Source organism: Segatella copri, from assembly GCF_019249795.2.
Taxonomy (GTDB): domain Bacteria; phylum Bacteroidota; class Bacteroidia; order Bacteroidales; family Bacteroidaceae; genus Prevotella; species Prevotella copri_B.
Genome location: NZ_CP156891.1, coordinates 3,100,150 through 3,117,465 on the forward strand (window position 1 = coordinate 3,100,150; position 17,316 = coordinate 3,117,465).

At 47.8% G+C, this 17,316-nt stretch carries 23 protein-coding genes and 1 pseudogene; 17 read left to right on the forward strand and 7 right to left on the reverse strand.

Going from position 1 to position 17,316, the window contains the following annotated elements; genetic code table 11:
• The first annotated feature begins 19 nt into the window (after window positions 1-19).
• From KUA48_RS12845 to KUA48_RS12880, 8 genes are all read left to right on the forward strand, one after another.
• Complete coding sequence (locus KUA48_RS12845) at window positions 20-901, forward strand: AAA family ATPase (protein ID WP_218433504.1); 882 nt, start codon at window positions 20-22, stop codon at window positions 899-901.
• A complete protein-coding gene (locus KUA48_RS12850) occupies window positions 898-1,512 on the forward strand; it encodes a hypothetical protein (RefSeq protein WP_218433505.1) in 615 nt (204 codons plus the stop codon). Before KUA48_RS12845 ends, KUA48_RS12850 begins: the two co-directional genes overlap by 4 nt.
• Before the next feature lie 13 nt (window positions 1,513-1,525).
• Window positions 1,526-1,699, forward strand: coding sequence for a hypothetical protein (locus KUA48_RS12855; RefSeq protein ID WP_153095084.1), 174 nt, complete (start codon window positions 1,526-1,528; stop codon window positions 1,697-1,699).
• Window positions 1,692-1,916 (forward strand): hypothetical protein, encoded by a 225-nt coding sequence (locus tag KUA48_RS12860; protein WP_218433507.1) that lies wholly within the window; start codon window positions 1,692-1,694, stop codon window positions 1,914-1,916. Before KUA48_RS12855 ends, KUA48_RS12860 begins: the two co-directional genes overlap by 8 nt.
• A 5-nt stretch (window positions 1,917-1,921) precedes the next feature.
• On the forward strand, window positions 1,922-2,236 hold the full coding sequence (locus KUA48_RS12865) for a hypothetical protein (protein WP_218433508.1): 315 nt from the start codon (window positions 1,922-1,924) through the stop codon (window positions 2,234-2,236).
• The gene (locus tag KUA48_RS12870) at window positions 2,224-2,634 is read left to right on the forward strand and encodes a hypothetical protein (protein ID WP_218433509.1); all 411 of its coding nucleotides are present in this window, start codon (window positions 2,224-2,226) and stop codon (window positions 2,632-2,634) included. Before KUA48_RS12865 ends, KUA48_RS12870 begins: the two co-directional genes overlap by 13 nt.
• A 14-nt stretch (window positions 2,635-2,648) precedes the next feature.
• Window positions 2,649-3,302, forward strand: a complete 654-nt coding sequence (locus KUA48_RS12875) for a DUF3164 domain-containing protein (protein WP_218433510.1) — start codon at window positions 2,649-2,651, stop codon at window positions 3,300-3,302.
• 97 nt (window positions 3,303-3,399) lie between these two features.
• On the forward strand, window positions 3,400-3,711 hold the full coding sequence (locus KUA48_RS12880) for a transposase (RefSeq protein ID WP_218433511.1): 312 nt from the start codon (window positions 3,400-3,402) through the stop codon (window positions 3,709-3,711).
• On the opposite strand, the gene KUA48_RS12885 is transcribed toward KUA48_RS12880, so the two are convergent.
• The 7 genes from KUA48_RS12885 to KUA48_RS12915 form a co-directional block, all read right to left on the reverse strand.
• Window positions 3,650-4,102 carry a hypothetical protein gene (locus KUA48_RS12885; RefSeq protein ID WP_256624490.1) on the reverse strand — a complete coding sequence of 151 codons (453 nt, stop codon included), beginning with the start codon at window positions 4,100-4,102 and terminating at the stop codon, window positions 3,650-3,652. The genes KUA48_RS12880 and KUA48_RS12885 overlap by 62 nt on opposite strands.
• 16 nt (window positions 4,103-4,118) lie before the next feature.
• The gene (locus KUA48_RS12890; protein WP_218433513.1) at window positions 4,119-4,736 is read right to left on the reverse strand and encodes a phage virion morphogenesis protein; all 618 of its coding nucleotides are present in this window, start codon (window positions 4,734-4,736) and stop codon (window positions 4,119-4,121) included.
• A 107-nt stretch (window positions 4,737-4,843) separates the two neighbouring features.
• Window positions 4,844-5,998, reverse strand: a complete 1,155-nt coding sequence (locus KUA48_RS12895; protein ID WP_218433514.1) for a phage minor head protein — start codon at window positions 5,996-5,998, stop codon at window positions 4,844-4,846.
• A gap of 155 nt (window positions 5,999-6,153) precedes the next feature.
• Window positions 6,154-7,542: a DUF935 family protein gene (locus KUA48_RS12900; protein ID WP_218433515.1), complete on the reverse strand. Its 1,389-nt coding sequence runs from the start codon at window positions 7,540-7,542 to the stop codon at window positions 6,154-6,156.
• Between the two features lie 12 nt (window positions 7,543-7,554).
• Entirely contained in the window at window positions 7,555-7,995 is a 441-nt protein-coding gene (locus KUA48_RS12905) for a phage protein Gp36 family protein (RefSeq protein WP_118066382.1), read from the reverse strand.
• A 2-nt stretch (window positions 7,996-7,997) separates the two neighbouring features.
• Window positions 7,998-9,527 carry a hypothetical protein gene (locus KUA48_RS12910; RefSeq protein WP_218433516.1) on the reverse strand — a complete coding sequence of 510 codons (1,530 nt, stop codon included), beginning with the start codon at window positions 9,525-9,527 and terminating at the stop codon, window positions 7,998-8,000.
• Entirely contained in the window at window positions 9,524-9,967 is a 444-nt protein-coding gene (locus KUA48_RS12915) for a helix-turn-helix domain-containing protein (protein WP_153095093.1), read from the reverse strand. The genes KUA48_RS12910 and KUA48_RS12915 overlap by 4 nt, the downstream gene beginning before the upstream one ends.
• Before the next feature lie 168 nt (window positions 9,968-10,135).
• On the opposite strand from KUA48_RS12915, the gene KUA48_RS12920 reads away from it, so the two are divergent.
• The 9 genes and pseudogenes from KUA48_RS12920 to KUA48_RS12960 form a co-directional block, all read left to right on the forward strand.
• Window positions 10,136-11,242: a head maturation protease, ClpP-related gene (locus KUA48_RS12920; protein WP_218433518.1), complete on the forward strand. Its 1,107-nt coding sequence runs from the start codon at window positions 10,136-10,138 to the stop codon at window positions 11,240-11,242.
• A gap of 21 nt (window positions 11,243-11,263) precedes the next feature.
• Window positions 11,264-12,172, forward strand: a complete 909-nt coding sequence (locus tag KUA48_RS12925) for a hypothetical protein (RefSeq protein ID WP_218433520.1) — start codon at window positions 11,264-11,266, stop codon at window positions 12,170-12,172.
• 26 nt (window positions 12,173-12,198) lie between these two features.
• Window positions 12,199-13,401 (forward strand): DUF2586 domain-containing protein, encoded by a 1,203-nt coding sequence (locus tag KUA48_RS12930; RefSeq protein ID WP_256624492.1) that lies wholly within the window; start codon window positions 12,199-12,201, stop codon window positions 13,399-13,401.
• Window positions 13,402-13,406: 5 nt separating this feature from the next.
• Window positions 13,407-13,814: a hypothetical protein gene (locus tag KUA48_RS12935; protein WP_218433522.1), complete on the forward strand. Its 408-nt coding sequence runs from the start codon at window positions 13,407-13,409 to the stop codon at window positions 13,812-13,814.
• 40 nt (window positions 13,815-13,854) lie between these two features.
• Window positions 13,855-14,139: a hypothetical protein gene (locus KUA48_RS12940; protein ID WP_218433523.1), complete on the forward strand. Its 285-nt coding sequence runs from the start codon at window positions 13,855-13,857 to the stop codon at window positions 14,137-14,139.
• A 44-nt stretch (window positions 14,140-14,183) separates the two neighbouring features.
• Window positions 14,184-14,306, forward strand: coding sequence for a hypothetical protein (locus KUA48_RS12945; protein ID WP_256624493.1), 123 nt, complete (start codon window positions 14,184-14,186; stop codon window positions 14,304-14,306).
• Window positions 14,299-16,074, forward strand: a complete 1,776-nt coding sequence (locus tag KUA48_RS12950; protein WP_218433525.1) for a tape measure protein — start codon at window positions 14,299-14,301, stop codon at window positions 16,072-16,074. Before KUA48_RS12945 ends, KUA48_RS12950 begins: the two co-directional genes overlap by 8 nt.
• Window positions 16,071-16,724, forward strand: coding sequence for a DUF6046 domain-containing protein (locus tag KUA48_RS12955; RefSeq protein ID WP_118255078.1), 654 nt, complete (start codon window positions 16,071-16,073; stop codon window positions 16,722-16,724). The genes KUA48_RS12950 and KUA48_RS12955 overlap by 4 nt, the downstream gene beginning before the upstream one ends.
• Before the next feature lie 4 nt (window positions 16,725-16,728).
• Window positions 16,729-17,316: pseudogene (locus KUA48_RS12960) on the forward strand (hypothetical protein); the annotation flags it as partial.

Here is a 17,316-nt window from a genome sequence, read left to right on the forward strand (position 1 = left end):
TAAAGAAAGGAACTGAATCATGGAGTTTACAAACAAGGAAAAGGAACAGATAACAGGCAGACTGAGAATGTATGTGTCAAAGTTTGCGAGCCAAAACAAGGCCGTGGCAAGCATGAAGGGCACAAGTGCAGGAACCGTGAGCAACATCCTCAACGGCAAGTGGGAGAACATCAGCGAAGACATGTGGCGCAAGGTAAGCGACCAGGTTGGCACGGTGGGTGGCAACGATGAGGGCTGGCAGATTGTGGAGACACATGCCTTCCATGACATCACCCTTGCCATGCGTGATGCCCAGAACGACAAAAACGTGACCTGGGTGGTGGGCGAAGCTGGAAGTGGCAAGACCACCACGGCAAAGATCTACGGTGAGGAAAACCGTGAGGTGTTCTACATCCTTTGCTCAGAAGACCTCCACAAGGGCGACTTTGTGAGAGAGATAGCCCACAAGATGGGCATCCGCACCGATGGGTACACGGTTAGGGAGTTATGGATAACCATCCAAAACGAGCTGATTCAGATGGATGCCCCTCTCCTGGTGTTCGACGAGGCAGACAAACTCATTGAAAGCGTCTTTCAGTATTTCATCAGCCTCTACAATAAGATTGAGGACAAATGTGGCGTGGTGTTCCTCTCCACCGATTACATCAAGACACGCATAAGCCGTGGCCTAAGATGCAAGAAGCGTGGCTACAAGGAGTTCTACAGCCGTATCGGTCGAAAGTACTTCGAGCTGGACGACACGACTCCCCAGGACGTGTACGCTATCTGTACGGCAAACGGACTGAGTGACCGCAAGGACATCGAGGAAGTGATAACAGAGGCCGATGGCTGTGAGTACGACCTGAGAAGAGTGAAGAAGAGCGTGAGAAGAGTGAAGAAAATCAAAAGCATCAAGAAATGAGAGCATTGACAGTGAAAGAGGTGTTGAAGCAGAAAAAGCGCACATTTGTCTTCAAGGGGAAATGGAAGGATGCCTTTGGTGAGCCTGAGCGTACAGGCGTATGGTTCATCTGGGGCAACAGCGGCAACGGCAAGAGCAGCTTCGTGATGCAGCTTTGCAAGTACCTGTGTGAGTTTGACCGTATGGCTTACAACAGTCTGGAGGAAGGTGACTCGCTCACCATGCAGAACACCTTGAAGAGATATGGCATGAGCGAGGTGAACAAATCGTTCTACCTGTTGAACGGTGAGAACATGAGGGAACTGAGCGATCGCCTTGACAAGCGCAAGAGTGTGAACATCGTGGTGGTGGATTCCTTCCAGTACACACAGATGAACTACAGGGAATACATCCGCTTCAAGGAGGCCCACCGTGACAAGCTCATCATCTTCATCAGCCATGCGCAAGGAAAGGCTCCAAGAGGCAGCGCAGCGCAAAGCGTGATGTACGATGCCACCTTGAAGATATGGGTGGAAGGCTTCAAAGCCTTTTCGAAAGGTCGCTTCATCGGGGAAAAGGGTGAATACACCATTTGGGACGAAGGAGCGAACAGATATTGGGGTGACGACTAAAAATGAATGAATCATGGAAGAAGTTATAAACAAAATCATGGAGTACATCCAGAAAAAGACCGAAAATTTCTCGTATATGGATCAGCAGATGATGTATGATGAAATAGCTGGTAAACTGACAGACATGTCACTGGATGCTCTTAAAAACGAATATTTAAATAATATGGAGGGAACTGAAAATGAGTAAAGTTGACAGAATGATTGAACTGAAGCCAATGAGACATGATAGTCATGAGACATTGGTAAGCGTGGGACATCGATGTGAGTATTGCCAGGGGAACGGATGGTACTGGGGAACCGATGACATCGGGAAAGGAATCAAGGTTACCTGCCCAAAGTGTAACGGCAAGGGTGAACTTGATGCCATCATCAACATCACATGGAAACCAACCTGTAAAGATTAAGGCTTATGAAACAGAACAAGGAAAAATTAGGCGTAGCAATAATAACAGCGTTTTACGAGGTAAATGGCAAAAAAAGTTATGCTGAAATTAAGATAGGTATTGCCTGTGCCAAAGATTTCGATCGGAAGGAAAAGAAAGAATTCACAGACGTTCTAATCAAATGGTATAAAGAAAGAATTGCAGATGTTGCTATCCGTAAGGATAATAATAATGCAAAATTAATAAAAATCACCGTAAGATACAAAATGCAGACGTGTGATTTTATTATAAATGATAAGTTCTTTTTAGGAATATTCAAAAGTAAAATATGCAAGAAGTGACTAATTTTGCAAGGTTCTACTCCATCTTGAAACGAGTGCCAAAAATCGGTGATAACGAGTACTTGAAGAAAGAAATGGTCAGCGTTGCTACTGGAGGAAGAACCGAGAGTCTGAAGGAAATCACACGAAAAGAGTATGATGACCTTTGCAACCTCCTGGAGAAGCGTTTCCCTGAAAAGAGAAACATCTATGTGGAGCAGCGCAGAAAGAAGCGAAGTTCCTGCCTGAAGCTCTTGCAGAAAATAGGAGTTGATACTACCAGCTGGACAGCCATCAACAACTATTGCAAGAGTCCAAAGATAGCAGGTAAGGTGTTTGCAGATCTTGATATAGAAGAATTGCAGCTGTTATCTCTGAAACTGAGAATGATACTTAAAAAGCAAAAAGACAACGAATAAACATTATTAAGATTATGAAGACAGAAGACATTTTGAAAGGCCTCAGTGCCGAGCAACAGGAAGAACTCCTGAGAACATTGACTGCCAACAAGCAGCAGAGTGAACTTGACAAGCGCAATGCCTATGAAAGCATCCGTGGAAGCCTGGCACGAAACGTGAAGGACAGAGTTGTGGAGATAGCCTTGAAGGTGAAGGGTTTCCGTGACTGGCTTGACAATGAGAGCGAGGGCTTCAAGAGTGTGATGGCCGAGTATGGCAAGCTTCGCAACAAGGAGCAGCGTGGTTTCACCATCGTGGTGGATGACTTCAAGTTTGAGGTGAAGAGCCAGGATGTGAAGGGCTTTGATGAGCGTTCCGAGCTTGCAGCGCAAAGACTGATGGACTTCCTTGGTGCTTACATTGAGAAGAGCGAGAAGGGCAAGGATGATCCGATGTACCAACTTTGCATGAACCTCCTGGAGCGTAACCGTAACGGCAAGTTCAACTATACAAGCATCAGCAAGCTTTACCAGCTCGAAGGTAAGTTCAACGATGAGGAATACACCAGCATCATGGATTTGTTCCGTGAGAGCAACGTGACCAAGGAGACCGTGGTGAGCTACTATTTCAGCATGAAGAGCGAGGATGGTGTTTGGCGCAAGATAGAGCCATCTTTTTGCCGTCTGTAGGCGGTTCGTTCAAAGATTAAACTTAAAATGAGGCATCCCGAAAAGAATGCCTCATTTTTTATGTCTCTTTTTGAGAGATTTTTGTTATTTTTGCACCGTGGCAAAGGGAAGAGACAAGAATCTTGTAAATTCAAGAAACAAGCGTATTTATGAGCGTTACTATTATTGGACAGAGGTGAGAAGACTCCGTTTCGATGACGCTTTGAGGAGATTGAGCACCGAGGAGTTCTTTCTCTCAGAAAGTCGTATCATGCAAATCATACGAGACATGATCCAGGCAGGCGTGACCGTGGATGGCAAGAAAATAGAGAAACCTTTGTTCACCGGCTTCAAGTTGAAGCCTCGCTCTACATCCTCTTCATTGAAATCGTCACCTTACGTGGAGGGGCAACTGTTTGCGTGTCCTTGATGGCATCGGTCGCCACAACCGAATAGACCATTTCATAGACCTTGATGCCATGATTGGCGGTGTAGAACTTGGATGTTTCCCTCACAAGTGCCCCATCTTCCTTTGGTCGATAACCTTGCAAGAGGCGGTGAAGCTCTTCCACCATCGCAGCCCTTTCTTTTATGGCCTCCATCGTTCCGCTGTCATAGTGGGTGTCATCATAGCAGTCGATGAGCAACTGAACGTTGACCTTGATGGTCCCCTTTTGGCTTCTGTCTGCCAAGTTGCTCCAGGTCGCCTCCTGTAGGTCGATGAGCACGGCTGGAAAAGTTATTGGGTACATGTCAGTGTTGGCATTGTCGATGTTTTCCAACTGGCCATAGTTTTCATCAACGAGGGAAAGCCCTGGCATCCCCTCCTTGACATGATTAATGATTTGATAAAGAAATAATTCCATCTTTGATTTTTTCCAATGAATCGTTTATAGTCTTGTTTACCTTCACCTGTAGCTCCTTGGAGTCGCCCATGAACTGACGTTGTGGAATATGGGCTTTCACGGTGATCTTGTCTTTTTTAGTCAATGCGAGGCACTTCCACAAGCGTGCCTCTTCTGGAAGTTCCTTTGGCAGTGTTCCCTTCCCCTTGACACCAGCGAGCGAGTAAGCCATGTGCCATGCAAAGCGTCTCATCTTGGGCGAGACCGTGGGATGCGTGGTGATGTCGCCTCCATCATTGTGGATGGCAGCGTATGGCACAGGGTTCTCTATTGTCACCTCACCCAACCCTGGCTTGCTCTGTATGGAACTCATCAGGTGGTTTCGCCTGGAGGTGAGTGGCCCATACTTGGCATCTGGGCCACCTTGCTTTTGTCTGAGGGCCTTTTTCCATGGATGAAGACCGTCATCAAGCCAACCACCATCACGGAAATTTTGCTTGAAGTGGTTCACAGCTATCACTCCAACTTTTCGAGGAAGGCGGTCGTTTACTTCCTTCATTATGTCATCCTTGGCCTTTTCAACCAATTTTTCTAAGTTTTTTGCATCCATAGGCAAAGTTTTTTATTCTTTTTACTTGCATTTCAAGGAAATGTTGTATCTTTGCAACGTCCCCATTCGCTCATATAGGCTGTCACGGCTTGAGGTTTGGGGATTTTTTATTTTTCCTTCAATGAATAAAATTGCTCATAGCCTTTTTGACATAGAGCCATTTTAACCTCGAAGGTCTTTCCCTCATACTCAAATTCATATTGTCTGAACTCTACGAAATGAAGAACCTTTTGTTTCTTTTCAATGTTGGCAATGTTTTTTGGAAGGCTCATGTCCTTTCCCTCACCAAGCGGACTTACCCTAATGAATTTCATTTCTGATGGATTATTCCATATATAAATGGCAGCATCGACATCATAGTCATGGTGGCAATGTTTCAGAAGGGCGTTTCTTACTTTGTTGGTACGGTTCAAAGTTCCAGAAAGAACAGAGCTACATGGTTCTTTGTCCATCTTTGGCATGAGGTCTTGGTCTTTCACCTCTTGCTTGCGAGCAAAAGCCTTTTCCTCTATAGGTTGTTTTGCTTCCAATCTATTTATACAGCCGTCTATGAATGGACAATTAAAACAATCCTTGGCTCTATTAGAGAATAGTCTTTTAAGTCTATTCCTGAAAGAACCTTTTTTATAGAAATCGCAGTGTTTGCAGTCCTTTGGGAAGTATGGGTGATTGTCACTGAACGTGTGTCCATCCTTGCCAGTGTTGTTCTCCAGTCCCCTCTGAGGCTTTGTAGGCTCCATGTCCTTGGGACGGACCACTGGGTCATCAGTGGCTTCGAGCGAACACTTGCAGTTCCATCGGTCTCCTGGGTGGTGCTCATTCCAGAATGGATCATCCACTGGGAGTGTGAGCTTCATCTGCCAATAGGCACGGTGGCTACTCTCTGGCTCCTTGGAGGTGGTCGGCATCCATCTGAGGTTTGGCAAGATGTCCTTGTTTCGCTCAAACTCTCTCCAGTCGGCAGCAGCATGGGCACGTATGACGGCCGTGTCGTATTCCGTCTGTAGCCAAGAACCTACTTGGTGGCTACTGATTGCACTCACATCCTCCACCCACTTGCCAAAAGGTTTCAACTGTCCCTTGGAGTCATAAAGTTTTGCAGCCATCTCCTGGCCCATGGTGTGAACCTTGAAGGCAGCAAAGACCTCGTTGGAGTGTCTGAGAGCCTTGTAGAAGTATTCCTCATGGGTTGGAGGTGTCTTTGCCTTGGCAAGTCCCTCCACGGTTCCCTCATTGATGATGCGTAGTACCTCACGCCACATTACACCCTCAATGCTGTTTTCCGTGTCAAAGCCCTGATAGATTTTTTTGATGAACTGGGCCAGGATGTCGGCATTGAAGCGAATGCCACCATCTACATTGTCGAAATGGTGGTGTCCGCATTGGCATTGGTGGTCGCCATAATAGAGGGTGTCAATCAGAAGTCGGTGTCCGCCCCGATAGCTGGGGCTATTCCGAAAAAACTTTTCAGGCGGTCTTTGAACGCTTTTTTATCACTGTTCAAAGGCTTCTTTTTCGGGTCTTTTTTCTCGTTGTCTGGGTCTTCTTCCTCATGCTCGTTCCCCTTGCATTGGAGACTGTCTCGCAAGGCCTGCTTCTGAGTTTCAATGGCTTCTTTCTGTTGGTCGTAGTCCTTTGGCTTTTCAATGCTGAATGTTTCATAGAGCCAGTCATCATCCATAGGCAAGCCCATTTCCTTCATTCCCTTCACGATGTTAAGCATGGCCTGAGGCTCAGTCTTGTCCTTGTGGGCATAGACAAACTCACCACCCTCCACATTGAAGCCAAGGTTCTCGAAGATGTTCTTCATGTCATAGTTAAGTATGTCAAGCAGAAAATCACGATCATCAGCGTTCATGTCATCCTCTTCCTCCTTGTGGACAGTTCCAAGGGCTTGCGTGCCATTGTCCTTTGCATCGGTGGTGAGGGTATTGCCCAGCACACGGATGGAAATCTTGCTGTCCCAATATTCCGCAAAGTTCTGGTAGAGGTCAGAAGAACCTGTTTTGTTTCCTGCCTCTATCAGCTTCATCTCACTCTCATTTGGATGGATATAGACGGCATTGCTACCTTGGTTTCTTGCATCGGCAATGATTTTCTTGCGAGCGTCCTCATCACCTGCATCATAGGTATATTCACGGATTGGCATACCAAAGATGTTGCAGAACTTCGCCCAGTCGCTCATGTCGCCACGCTTGTAGAGCACGGCAGGAAGAAGTTCCGCAAAGATGCCCAGTCCACGCTCAGTGCCGACAAACAGGATGTTGTCGAACTCATCTATGTCGATGCCACTTTGGTCGCCCTGGTGCTTCAAGAGCTTGTGGAAAACAGGATCATAGTGTTTGCGGTCAATGAGATCGTATCGAATGTTCCCATCATCATCCAAGTAGAACTGAACGAGGGTGAAGCCATAGAACTTCGACATGACAAGATCCCTTCGCAACTGTTTGAACCATGGAGAGCGAAGCTGACGGCAAATATCCTCATCGGGCTTGCCGTCTCGTTGGAACTCAATGGGAATCTGAGTGACACCACGAAGTCGCTTGTCGAGCACACCTGATAGATGGAGGTCAAGCTGGGCTGACTCATACATGTCAAACAACTTGACGCGGTACGAGAAATCCACACTTTTGGCACTCCTTACGGATTCCATGTAGTCCTTCATGTTGAACATGAAAAGCTCAGGCATCTGTAGGAACACGTCTGGAGGGCGGTTTCCCTCTACTTTTCTGAAACCACCCTGAACTATCTTGTTGGAACTACCACCATTTGGCTTGTATCCCAGTCTCTTCTTAAATTTCTTCATATCAATTCTTGTTTATAAAAGTGTCGGTCTTATCTCATCTGCCAAGATTTGCCATCTGGAATTGTCTGCAACTTGCTCATCGGGCAACTTGGGAGCACCGTCGATGGTGATGTCTCCCTTCATCACTCCCTTCAACCACTCAATGGCACGGTCATAGCGGTCTTGCCGTATCTTTGCCAGCTTGTAAGGGTTGTGCTGACAGAAGATGTGATAGACAGTGATGTCGATGGCAAACATCAGGATAAGAGGGTTTCTTGCCTCGCCCTCAGCTGAGAAGATCTTGTCACAGTCGTATGTCTTGTTAAGGTAGCCTCTCATTTCAGAGATGGCCCTGTCCTCGCAAATCTCAATGATTTGTGGGTCGTATGTCGTGGACTCCTTGCGAAGGAGGGAGTCCAGAATCTCACGATGTATGGTTGCATCGTAGTCCGAAGTATTGATAAAATTTGCCATAGTTACATTCTATATGGGTTGTCCTCGTTTAATTCCTCGTATGATATGGTGACGGTCGGCTCCATTTCCACCACCTTGTTTTCAAGAATGGTGATTCCACCCTCTATGCAGTCGGGGCCGTCGGCATTGTATGGAAGGTGCATTTCGAAGAGTTTGAACTGGTTGATGAGTTCCTGCATGTGTGGATTGTCACGTTCTTCCTCGTTGAATACCCATTCGCAGTTTCTGTCAATCGGCTCCAGGTTCGCCTCTATTCGGGTCGCCTTGTCAGTCTTCTTGCGCTCATCGCCCTTGATGTACAGCTGCTTGTTCCTGTGATTGCATTCCTCACGCAGCAGGGGCTTGAATACCTGGTTGAAGAAAGGGTCTTGCAGCTTGTTGTTCTCCATGTAGTAATACACGTTGGTCTTCCCTCCCACATACTCCATGATGTCGAAATACCAACCTATGAAGGTGGCATTGAGTTCCCTGGCAAGGAATCCCTTGATGATGTAATACACACCCTTGTGCTTGCCGATGAGCCACAAGGCCTTGGTGGAACTTGCCTTTTTCTTCGAGTCGGAATAGGCAGGGTCGCCATAGGCTATGAGAAACTTGAACTTTTTGAGCGGTGGAACCTTGCCGAATGGCAGGTACTTGAATATGGTTCCCTCGCTCACAGGATTGTTGAAGTACTCGGCTTGTGCGCTCTTGGTGGATATGTTTGAGAGTACGGTGTCGATTTGTTCCTCTGTGTTCTTGGCTGGCCAGGTTGAGTGTCCATCCTTGTCACGTATGTTCACGATGTCCCAGTGTCTTGCCTTGGCTCCAGCCTTCTTGATGCAACAGTCCTTGGCTATGATGTTTCCACACCACAGAATCAAGGTAGGCTCAGAGATGGAACGTGTAGGATAAAGCGAGGCCTCGAACCAGTCCCATTTCTTTTTTAGCGTCTCTGGGTTTCTGCAATCCTCATCCGTGTCGTAGTCATCCATGTAGATGACATCGGGGCGAACTTCCTCATTTCGAGCACCACGAGGGGCAGAGCCAGCACCCAAGGCTACGAACTTTGCACCACACTTGGCGGTGAACTCACCATCTGTCCACTGACCAAGCGTCACCTGGGAGCCATAGAACTGACGGATTCGGGGATTTGACTCAAAGTTAATCTTGTAAGGTGCAAGGAGACGCTTGGCAGAGTCAATGGTGGCAGATGCCAGGACAAAGAACCTCTTGCGCTTGGTCAGTGCAAGGTACATGCAGATAAACATCGCCACGGTAGATTTGGCAAGCTCACGGCTCCAAGACAGCACCTCATACCATTCATCATGCTCGATGACACGCTTGATGGCACGCACGTGGAAAGGCGCAAACTCATACTTGGCATACTTGGGAAAGAAGTACTTGATCCATTTGATTGGGTCTTTCTCCAGTTTCTTTCTCTTCTTGTCGATTTCACTCTGTGAGAGCCAGTCTTCCACAGGTACATCGGCAGCCAGTGCCTTGTGGTGTTCTGCCCACCTTTGCAGGGCATTTCTTTCTTCTTGTGTCATTTCAACTGATCTTTAATGAATAAATCCCAAAGCTCGTTGTACTCCTTGGCCTTTTCTATGTCAATGGAGCGAAGCCAGTTGGTAAACTTGATGCCCACGTTCACTATGTCTGTGATTCCTGCCTCATTCTGTAATTTCTTGATGGCAGAAGACAGCTTGACAATGGTGTCTGCCTCCTTGGCCGTCAAAGCACGCTGTCCTTCAGGACGTGCATTCGCCCCATCCTGTATGTCACTGATTTGCTTGATCATGCCAGCAATGATTTGCTCCGTGGAGATAGTTATGGAGACACGTAGCTCTTCCCATTTCCCTTCCCTGATCCATCGGGAGACCGTCTGCCTGGTGATTCCCACCTTTTCAGCGATTTCTTCCTGTGTGCATCGGCTTTTGATGAACAAATCCTTGGCAATGCTCTTCTTGTCTATGTTACTTTTTACCATATTTATATAGTTTTGATTCTGCAAAGTTCTAAAGAAATCCGCAAAAAAAGAAATCGTGATTTCATGGTAGCATCCATGAACACCACCATAGCGTCCATGAGCACCACCATGAAATCACGATTTGGACAGCTCGAAAAAAGTCCCGATATTTGCAGAAAAATTCGACGTATGAAACAAAAATTTAGCAATATAATAAAAGGTGATGGCAAGTCTATCATCATGCTTTATGGAGAAGTCGGTGAAGGGCGTTCCGTAGATAGCAACCGTGTGGTGAGCGAGCTTTTCGCATTGGAGAACCAAGGCTGCAAGATCGAAGTGCGCATAAACAGCCAGGGTGGAGATGTTTTCAGCGGCATGGCTATCTACAACGCCCTCCGAAACTCCAAAGGCGACATCACCATATTTATTGATGGAGTGGCAGCGAGCATCGCTGCAATCATTGCCTTATGTGGAAAACCGCTCTATATGAGTCCCTATGCCAAACTTATGCTTCATAATGTGAGCGGTGGCACATACGGCAATGCCTCCGAACTTCGACTGATGGCAGATCAGATGGAAGAATTGCAGAACAACCTTGCCACCATGATAGCAGGTCGCCTTGGCATGGAGGCTGAAAACGTGGCAAAGAAATACTTCGATGGGAAGGATCACTGGATGACAGCGAGCGAGGCAATGGACATGAAGCTCGTGGATGGAATCTATGACATGGATGAGGTGTCGAACCCACCGACAACAACAGAAGGCATTTACAACTATTTTAATAATCGGTTTGACTTCAAACCACAAAACAATGAAGAAATGGCATTAATAGATGAAATCAAGACGATTCCAAGCTTTGAGGACAAAGCGGATTCGAGTGCCGTCCTGGCACACATCAAAGAACTGGAGAACAAGGCAGCCAAGGTGGCCATCCTCGAAAAAACGGTGAATACCTACAAGAATGAGCTTGAAAAGGCTCACAAAGAGCAAGATGATGCTCTCATCAATGAGGCGGTCAAGGCTGGCAAAATTAGCAATGAGCAGGTGGAGACCTTCAAAAACCTCTTGAAGAGCGACCGTGAGAACACCATCAAGCTCATCGGTGGCATGAAGGGACGTGCAAGCAACCGTGCCATGGCTTTCATCAACCCAGACACACCATCAGGTGGCTCGTTCGCCAACAAGACATGGGATGAGATTGACAAGGAAAACAACCTTGCCCAGTTGAAGAACCAAGACCCTGCACTTTTCAAGAACCTCTACAAGCAGAAGTTCGGTGTGGACTACAATGAGTAATAACTTTTAATTTTATAGAAAATGGCATTAAACAGAGAAATTTGGATCAATACCATCACTGAGAATTTCTATCCAGACAATTCCTTCATGGCGAAAAGTATTGACGATTCCGCATTCGTGAACAACAAGACCGTTCACATCCCTAATGCTGGCAAGCCTTCGAGCGTTGTCATCAACCGCAGCGAGAAACCAGCGAAGATCAAGGAACGTGAGGACAACGAACTCACCTACAACATTGATGAGCTGACAACAGACCCTATCCACATCTCCAATGTGGACACGGTGGAACTCTCCTACGACAAACGCAACAGCGTTCTTTCCAACGACCGCAAGCAGTTGCAAAAGGCAGCAGCACAGAACTTGCTCTACAAGTGGGCAGGTAGCTTGAAGACAAAGTTTTTCACAGCTGGTGAGGCTCGTGAAGCCCACACCTCAGCGACTGCCTCTGGCAATCGTAAAAAAATCACCAAGGCTGTAGTGATGAAAGTATTCGTAAGGTTCAATATGGATGACGTGCCAGCAGATGGTCGTTTCATGTTGCTTGATGCAGCCATGTATGCGGATTTGCTTGACGACCTGACAGACAAGGAACTCTCAGCCTTCCTCGCTTGTGCTGATGCTTCAAGGGGCGTTCTTGGCAAGTTGTATGGCTTTGAGATCATGCAACGTTCCCAGGTGCTTCGCACAACGGCAAACGGTGCAGCCATCTTGAAATGGGAAGAGGATGATGCTGACACTGAACTTGCAGCTGGTCTTGCCTGGCAGCAAGACTGTGTGAGCCGTGCCTTGGGTGACGTGAAGATGTTCGATGATATGGGCAACCCAACCTATTATGGTGACATCTACTCATTCCTTGTGCGTACAGGTGGCTCTCCACGTCGTTACGACGGCAAGGGTATCGCAGTCATCATTGAGAGCAACGCAGCCTAAAAGGTTAAATCGTAAAATTAGACTCTATGATATTACCAAGAGTAAAAATTCAGTTCCTCAATGGCCAGTTGGGAACCGTCGGTGAGAGTGCCGACGGACTCCTGGCCCTCATTTGCGGTGCGGCAGCCGTAGCAGGAACCTTTGTGCTTAACACAGCCTATACCATCACAAGCATGGATGACCTTGCCGAGCTTGGAGTCACAGCGACAAATAACGCAGCCCTCTATAAGCAGGTGTCCGAGTTCTACGATGAGGCAGGAACAGGCACAAAGCTGGTCCTCTACCCAGTCAATCCAAGCACCACCTTGACCAACATGTGTGATTACACAAAGACGGACGCAGGGTATGCGAGAGACTTGATCACCAAGCAAAACGGCAATTTGAGGGGCATCGGCATCGCCAATGTCAACACGGGAGCTTCTGGCACAAGCATCAACGGCATCGACCCCGATGTGTTCACTGCCATGCCAAAGGCACAGCAGCTGGCAGAATGGGCGACCACCGAGCTTTACGCCCCTTTGTTCTTCATCCTCGAAGGTCGCAACTTTGACCCATCGAAGGAATTGAAGGACATGACCAAGGAAAAGTATGACCGTGTGGGCATTGCCATCGGTGACACCGTGGCATCCTCCAAGGGAGCGACCATTGGCACGTGGCTTGGGCGCATTGCCAAGAGTCCAGTGCAGCGCAACATTGGCCGTGTGAAGGATGGCTCGCTTGCCCCATTGGAGATGTATGTGGGTTCCAAGAAAATTGATGAGTCCGAGAGTACCATCAAGGCAATCTATGAAAAGGGCTACCTCGTGCCACGCAAGTATGTGGGACGCTCAGGCTACTTCTTTGCTGATGACAACCTGGCCTGTGATCCTACAGGTGACTATGCGCACATCGCCCACCGTCGGGTGATAGACAAGGCATATCGCCTGGCATACGACATCATGCTTGACATGCTCCTTGACGAGCTGGAAGTCAATGATGACGGCACGCTGCAAGTTGGAATCGTGAAAAGTTGGCAGCAGACCGTGGAAAACGGCATCAACAAAAAGATGACCGCCAATGGTGAGCTTTGCGCAAATTCCGATGGTGAGGGATGCCAGTGCTACATCGACGAAAAGCAAAATGTACTCAGTACCTCGAAGGTGCTTGTGACTCTGAAAGTGCGTCCATACGGATATGCCCGATACGTGGACGTGAATCTGGGATTCTTAGTAGAAACAAGTAACAGCTAAAGAATATGTTTAATTCAAAGGAATACGAGTGGGCCGACATCAACGTTGTCATGGCAGGTCGCCCTGTCACAGGATTCCGCTCCGTGAAATACTCTTCAAAGCAGGAAAAGGAAGCCTTGTATGCCAAGGGCAACAAGCCACAAGGTGTGCAACGAGGAAACAAGTCCTATGAAGGCTCCATTGGCTTGCTGCAAAGTGAGTATGAAGCCCTGAGCCAAGCTTGCGGTGGTGACATCCTTGATGCTTCTTTTGATCTTGTCGTTTCTTACGGCAATGCCACAAAGGGTGATGTCATCGTGACAGACATCCTTGTGGGTGCAGAGTTCACTGAGGACAACACCGAGTGGAAGCAAGGTGATAAGTTCCAGGAAAAGGAACTTCCTTTCATCTTTGTGGATAAGAAGAAAGGATAGTGTTTGGACACCATTCAAATAACATTCAAATAATAGAAAAATGAAAATAGATAAGCAAAAAGTAGAAGAGTGGAAGAAACAGCATGGCGAAATCTTCCAGATAGAGACCCAAGGCAAAAGCTGTATTGTCCGCAAGCCAACACGCAAGGAATACAGCTATGTGTCAGTGGTGAAGAATCCTGTCAAGGCACAAGAAACCTTGCTCAACCAAATTTGGCTTGACGGTGATGAGGAAATCAAGACCAATGATGACCTTTTCTTCGCAGTGTGCTCACAACTTGAAGACGTATTGGCTATCAAGGAGGCTGACATAAAAAAGCTTTAGAGGATGCGGAAATAGATGATGTCGAGGCAAAGGACATTCTCTATATGAACACCTTGCTGAGATATAATCTATTCCTGGATCCTGATACGCTTTCAGATGAGGAATGGGCGTGGACTATCAGGTATTTAAAGGAAATCAAAGAAGCAGAGAATAAGACAGATGGCTAAAAGTGTACTTCAATTTCTTATCAAGTTGCAAGCCAACGAAGGCAATGTGCTGAGTGTGGCAAGAAGAACGTCTGAGCAGCTGGACAACATCACCAGAAAGGCGACCCTTGTAAAAAGTCGCCTCCAATCAGCCTTTTCGTTTTCTAACTTGAAGACCTCCCTGATGTCCCTCCCTGGCATGGATTTCCTGATGAATCCCTATACCCTTGCAAGTGCAGGTGTCGCAGCCATCTCGTCCATCGGTGCACAAGCCGAGCAAACGAGCGTGGCTTTTAAGACACTTGTGGGCAATGAGACGGCAGCAGCCAAGATGCTTGGAGACATTTACAACTTCGCAGCAAAGACTCCCTTTGAGCCTCTTGATCTGGAGAACAATGCCAAGATGATGCTTGGATTCGGTGTAAGCGCACAGAAGGTGGTTCCATACCTGAAACAACTTGGCGACATTGCCATGGGCGACAAAGAGAAGCTTGGTGGTCTCTCACTTGTCTTTGGACAGGTGGCATCAGCAGGAAAGATGCAAGGGCAAGACTTGATGCAGTTCATCAATGCAGGTTTCAACCCTTTGAAGGAACTCCAAAAAATGACAGGTAAGACATACGCCGAGCTTCAAGACATGATGAGCAAGGGACAGATAGGCTTTGATGCGGTGGCAGCAGCCATCGCCCATGCCACAAGCGAGGGCGGTGCTTTCAACGGCATGAGCGACAAACTGAGCCAGACTGTCAGCGGAAAGTTCTCCACCATGATGGGAAACATCAGGCAAGCAGCCATCAGCATGTTCGACTCCATCAAGCCTGTTGTGCTTGGACTGATGGACATTGTTGGAGCATTGGTTCCACCGATTTCATCAGCTCTTCAATTTCTTCTTTCCATCGTTGGCGGTGTTATCGGCTTCTTTATGAAGTGGAAGACGGAAATAGCCTATGTGGCTGTAATAGCTGGTGTTGGAGCCATCGCCTTCAATGCCCAGGCAATAGCCCTATGGGGGCTTGTGGGTGTGATGAAGGTGGTGGCGGCCGTGACCAAGGTGTGGGAAGGCGTGCAGTGGCTGTTGAACATCGCCATGAACGCAAACCCTATAGGTCTTGTCATCACTGCCATCGCAGCCCTTGTCGCAGGTGTGGTCTATTGTTGGAACAAATTCGCTGGTTTCCGTGCCTTTCTCCTGACCATGTGGTCGGTCATCAAGGGACTTGGCGGTATCATCAAGGACTACCTCATAGACCGCTTCAAGACGTTCCTCAGTGGAATCGGCAAGGTGGGACAGGCATTGGCGAAGCTCTTCAATGGAGATTTCAGCGGTGCATGGTCGAGTGCAGTGGATGGTGTCAAGGACTTGACAGGAATCACCAGCACGACCAAGGCTTTCAAGGCTACCCAACAACTCGCTGGGGGCATCAAGCAAGATTTCGACAAGAACTATTCAAGGGAAAGTGCCAAGGACAGAAAGAAGCCTTCTGACCACAAGATTTCAAGCCCTTCCACCAAAGGAAGCCCAGCCTTCTCATTCGGCTCACCATCAAGTGACGGCAAGGGAGGAAAGGGAGGAAAAGGTGGACGTGGTGGGCATGGTGGCGGTAAGTCCACGGCCGAAGCCCTTGCCACTGGTGGGTCTCGAAGCTCAAACATCCACATCAACATAGGCAAGTTTTTTGATACTATACAAGTAACAATGAACGACAAGACCGACACGGCGGACCTGGAGCGTATCGTGCTCCAGTGCATGAACCGTGCCCTGTCAATCGCAACAAGTACAGACCGATGAGCACAACAAACAGATTCATACTCCAAAACTTGGCCTTGCGAGCCATGGGACTCACCAAGGTTCCTCCTTATTGGTTGTTTCGAGAGAACAACTTCCATGGCGTGAACCTTGGCTACATGTCAGCGGCCAAGACCATTCCAGACAGTTCGGGCTTTGACGTGGAAACCATGTCGGATGCAGAGCTTGAAGACGTGGTTCGCACGAATGCGACAGGCGTGCCGATGGTCTTGCCCCTTCGATTCCAGCTTGAAGAGTCTGGAGCGCAAGAGTGGCTTTTCCCCATGGAGCCAATGATCAGCGTCAATGGGCAGAACATACTTGTGAGGCGAAACGTCTCAAAGGGCAAAATCAGGGGAAGCATCAAGGAACGTTGGACGCAGGATGACTACAGCGTGAGAATCGAGGGCATCTTGATGGGCATGGATGGCAAGTACCCTGAGGCGGACGTGGCAAAGCTCAGAAGTTTCTGTGAGGCTGGTCACGTGAAGGCACTGAATCCATTGCTTGAGATATTCGGCATCAGCCAACTTGCCATCGAGAGTTGGGACATTCCCTTCACTTCTGGCACTATCAATCAAAACTACACCATACAGGCCTACAGTGATGACATCTACAAGTTGCTGTTGAGCCGTGACGACTTAAACGCATAGAATTATGTACACCATGGCATTTGACATCAGAATCGGCACATACAAGCTCTGTATGATTGACAAGGTAGAAATCCATCGTAGCGTGGAACTACTTGCGGACACGGCTGTCATTACTCTTCCTGCATCAGAGTACAACCATGCCCTCCAGGTCGAAGACAAGCTAAAGCGAGGCGACAAGGTGATAATCACCCTTGGCTACGAAGAGGCAGGACTTGAAACTGAGTTCGAAGGATGGCTTCAACGCATATCCACCGATGGAGGGAACGTCAAGCTATATTGCGAGGATGACATCTTTCTGTTCCGAAAGGACATGAAGAACGAAGTGCTTCAAAAGGTAGCCTTGAAGGATCTCCTTGCCAAGGTGGTCTCTGGGTGTGGTCTCTCATTCAAGGTGGAGTGCTCCTATTCCTGGACATACGGAAAGTTTGTCATCAACAACGCAACTGGCTACGATGTCTTGAAAAAGGTACAGGAGGAATGTGGGGCTGACATCTACCTACAGGATGAGACCTTGCACATACACCCTCCAGGCGAAAAGATGGGTGTGGAATGCTTCTATGACTTCGCCCTGAACGTGGAGGAAGACAACCTC

Excerpts from the sequence above, each read along its gene's own strand:
- KUA48_RS12845 (WP_218433504.1), top strand. The coding sequence starts at position 20 with ATGGAGTTTACAAACAAGGAAAAGGAACAGATAACAGGCAGACTGAGA.
- KUA48_RS12870 (WP_218433509.1), top strand. The coding sequence starts at position 2,224 with ATGCAAGAAGTGACTAATTTTGCAAGGTTCTACTCCATCTTGAAACGA.
- KUA48_RS12890 (WP_218433513.1), bottom strand. The coding sequence starts at position 4,736 with ATGGATGCAAAAAACTTAGAAAAATTGGTTGAAAAGGCCAAGGATGAC.
- KUA48_RS12940 (WP_218433523.1), top strand. The coding sequence starts at position 13,855 with ATGAAAATAGATAAGCAAAAAGTAGAAGAGTGGAAGAAACAGCATGGC.
- KUA48_RS12865 (WP_218433508.1), top strand. The coding sequence starts at position 1,922 with ATGAAACAGAACAAGGAAAAATTAGGCGTAGCAATAATAACAGCGTTT.
- KUA48_RS12920 (WP_218433518.1), top strand. The coding sequence starts at position 10,136 with ATGAAACAAAAATTTAGCAATATAATAAAAGGTGATGGCAAGTCTATC.
- KUA48_RS12850 (WP_218433505.1), top strand. The coding sequence starts at position 898 with ATGAGAGCATTGACAGTGAAAGAGGTGTTGAAGCAGAAAAAGCGCACA.
- KUA48_RS12955 (WP_118255078.1), top strand. The coding sequence starts at position 16,071 with ATGAGCACAACAAACAGATTCATACTCCAAAACTTGGCCTTGCGAGCC.
- KUA48_RS12930 (WP_256624492.1), top strand. The coding sequence starts at position 12,199 with ATGATATTACCAAGAGTAAAAATTCAGTTCCTCAATGGCCAGTTGGGA.
- KUA48_RS12900 (WP_218433515.1), bottom strand. The coding sequence starts at position 7,542 with ATGAAGAAATTTAAGAAGAGACTGGGATACAAGCCAAATGGTGGTAGT.
- KUA48_RS12925 (WP_218433520.1), top strand. The coding sequence starts at position 11,264 with ATGGCATTAAACAGAGAAATTTGGATCAATACCATCACTGAGAATTTC.
- KUA48_RS12950 (WP_218433525.1), top strand. The coding sequence starts at position 14,299 with ATGGCTAAAAGTGTACTTCAATTTCTTATCAAGTTGCAAGCCAACGAA.
- KUA48_RS12855 (WP_153095084.1), top strand. The coding sequence starts at position 1,526 with ATGGAAGAAGTTATAAACAAAATCATGGAGTACATCCAGAAAAAGACC.
- KUA48_RS12860 (WP_218433507.1), top strand. The coding sequence starts at position 1,692 with ATGAGTAAAGTTGACAGAATGATTGAACTGAAGCCAATGAGACATGAT.
- KUA48_RS12905 (WP_118066382.1), bottom strand. The coding sequence starts at position 7,995 with ATGGCAAATTTTATCAATACTTCGGACTACGATGCAACCATACATCGT.
- KUA48_RS12875 (WP_218433510.1), top strand. The coding sequence starts at position 2,649 with ATGAAGACAGAAGACATTTTGAAAGGCCTCAGTGCCGAGCAACAGGAA.
- KUA48_RS12910 (WP_218433516.1), bottom strand. The coding sequence starts at position 9,527 with ATGACACAAGAAGAAAGAAATGCCCTGCAAAGGTGGGCAGAACACCAC.
- KUA48_RS12945 (WP_256624493.1), top strand. The coding sequence starts at position 14,184 with ATGAACACCTTGCTGAGATATAATCTATTCCTGGATCCTGATACGCTT.
- KUA48_RS12885 (WP_256624490.1), bottom strand. The coding sequence starts at position 4,102 with ATGCCAGGGCTTTCCCTCGTTGATGAAAACTATGGCCAGTTGGAAAAC.
- KUA48_RS12915 (WP_153095093.1), bottom strand. The coding sequence starts at position 9,967 with ATGGTAAAAAGTAACATAGACAAGAAGAGCATTGCCAAGGATTTGTTC.
- KUA48_RS12895 (WP_218433514.1), bottom strand. The coding sequence starts at position 5,998 with ATGTGGCGTGAGGTACTACGCATCATCAATGAGGGAACCGTGGAGGGA.
- KUA48_RS12935 (WP_218433522.1), top strand. The coding sequence starts at position 13,407 with ATGTTTAATTCAAAGGAATACGAGTGGGCCGACATCAACGTTGTCATG.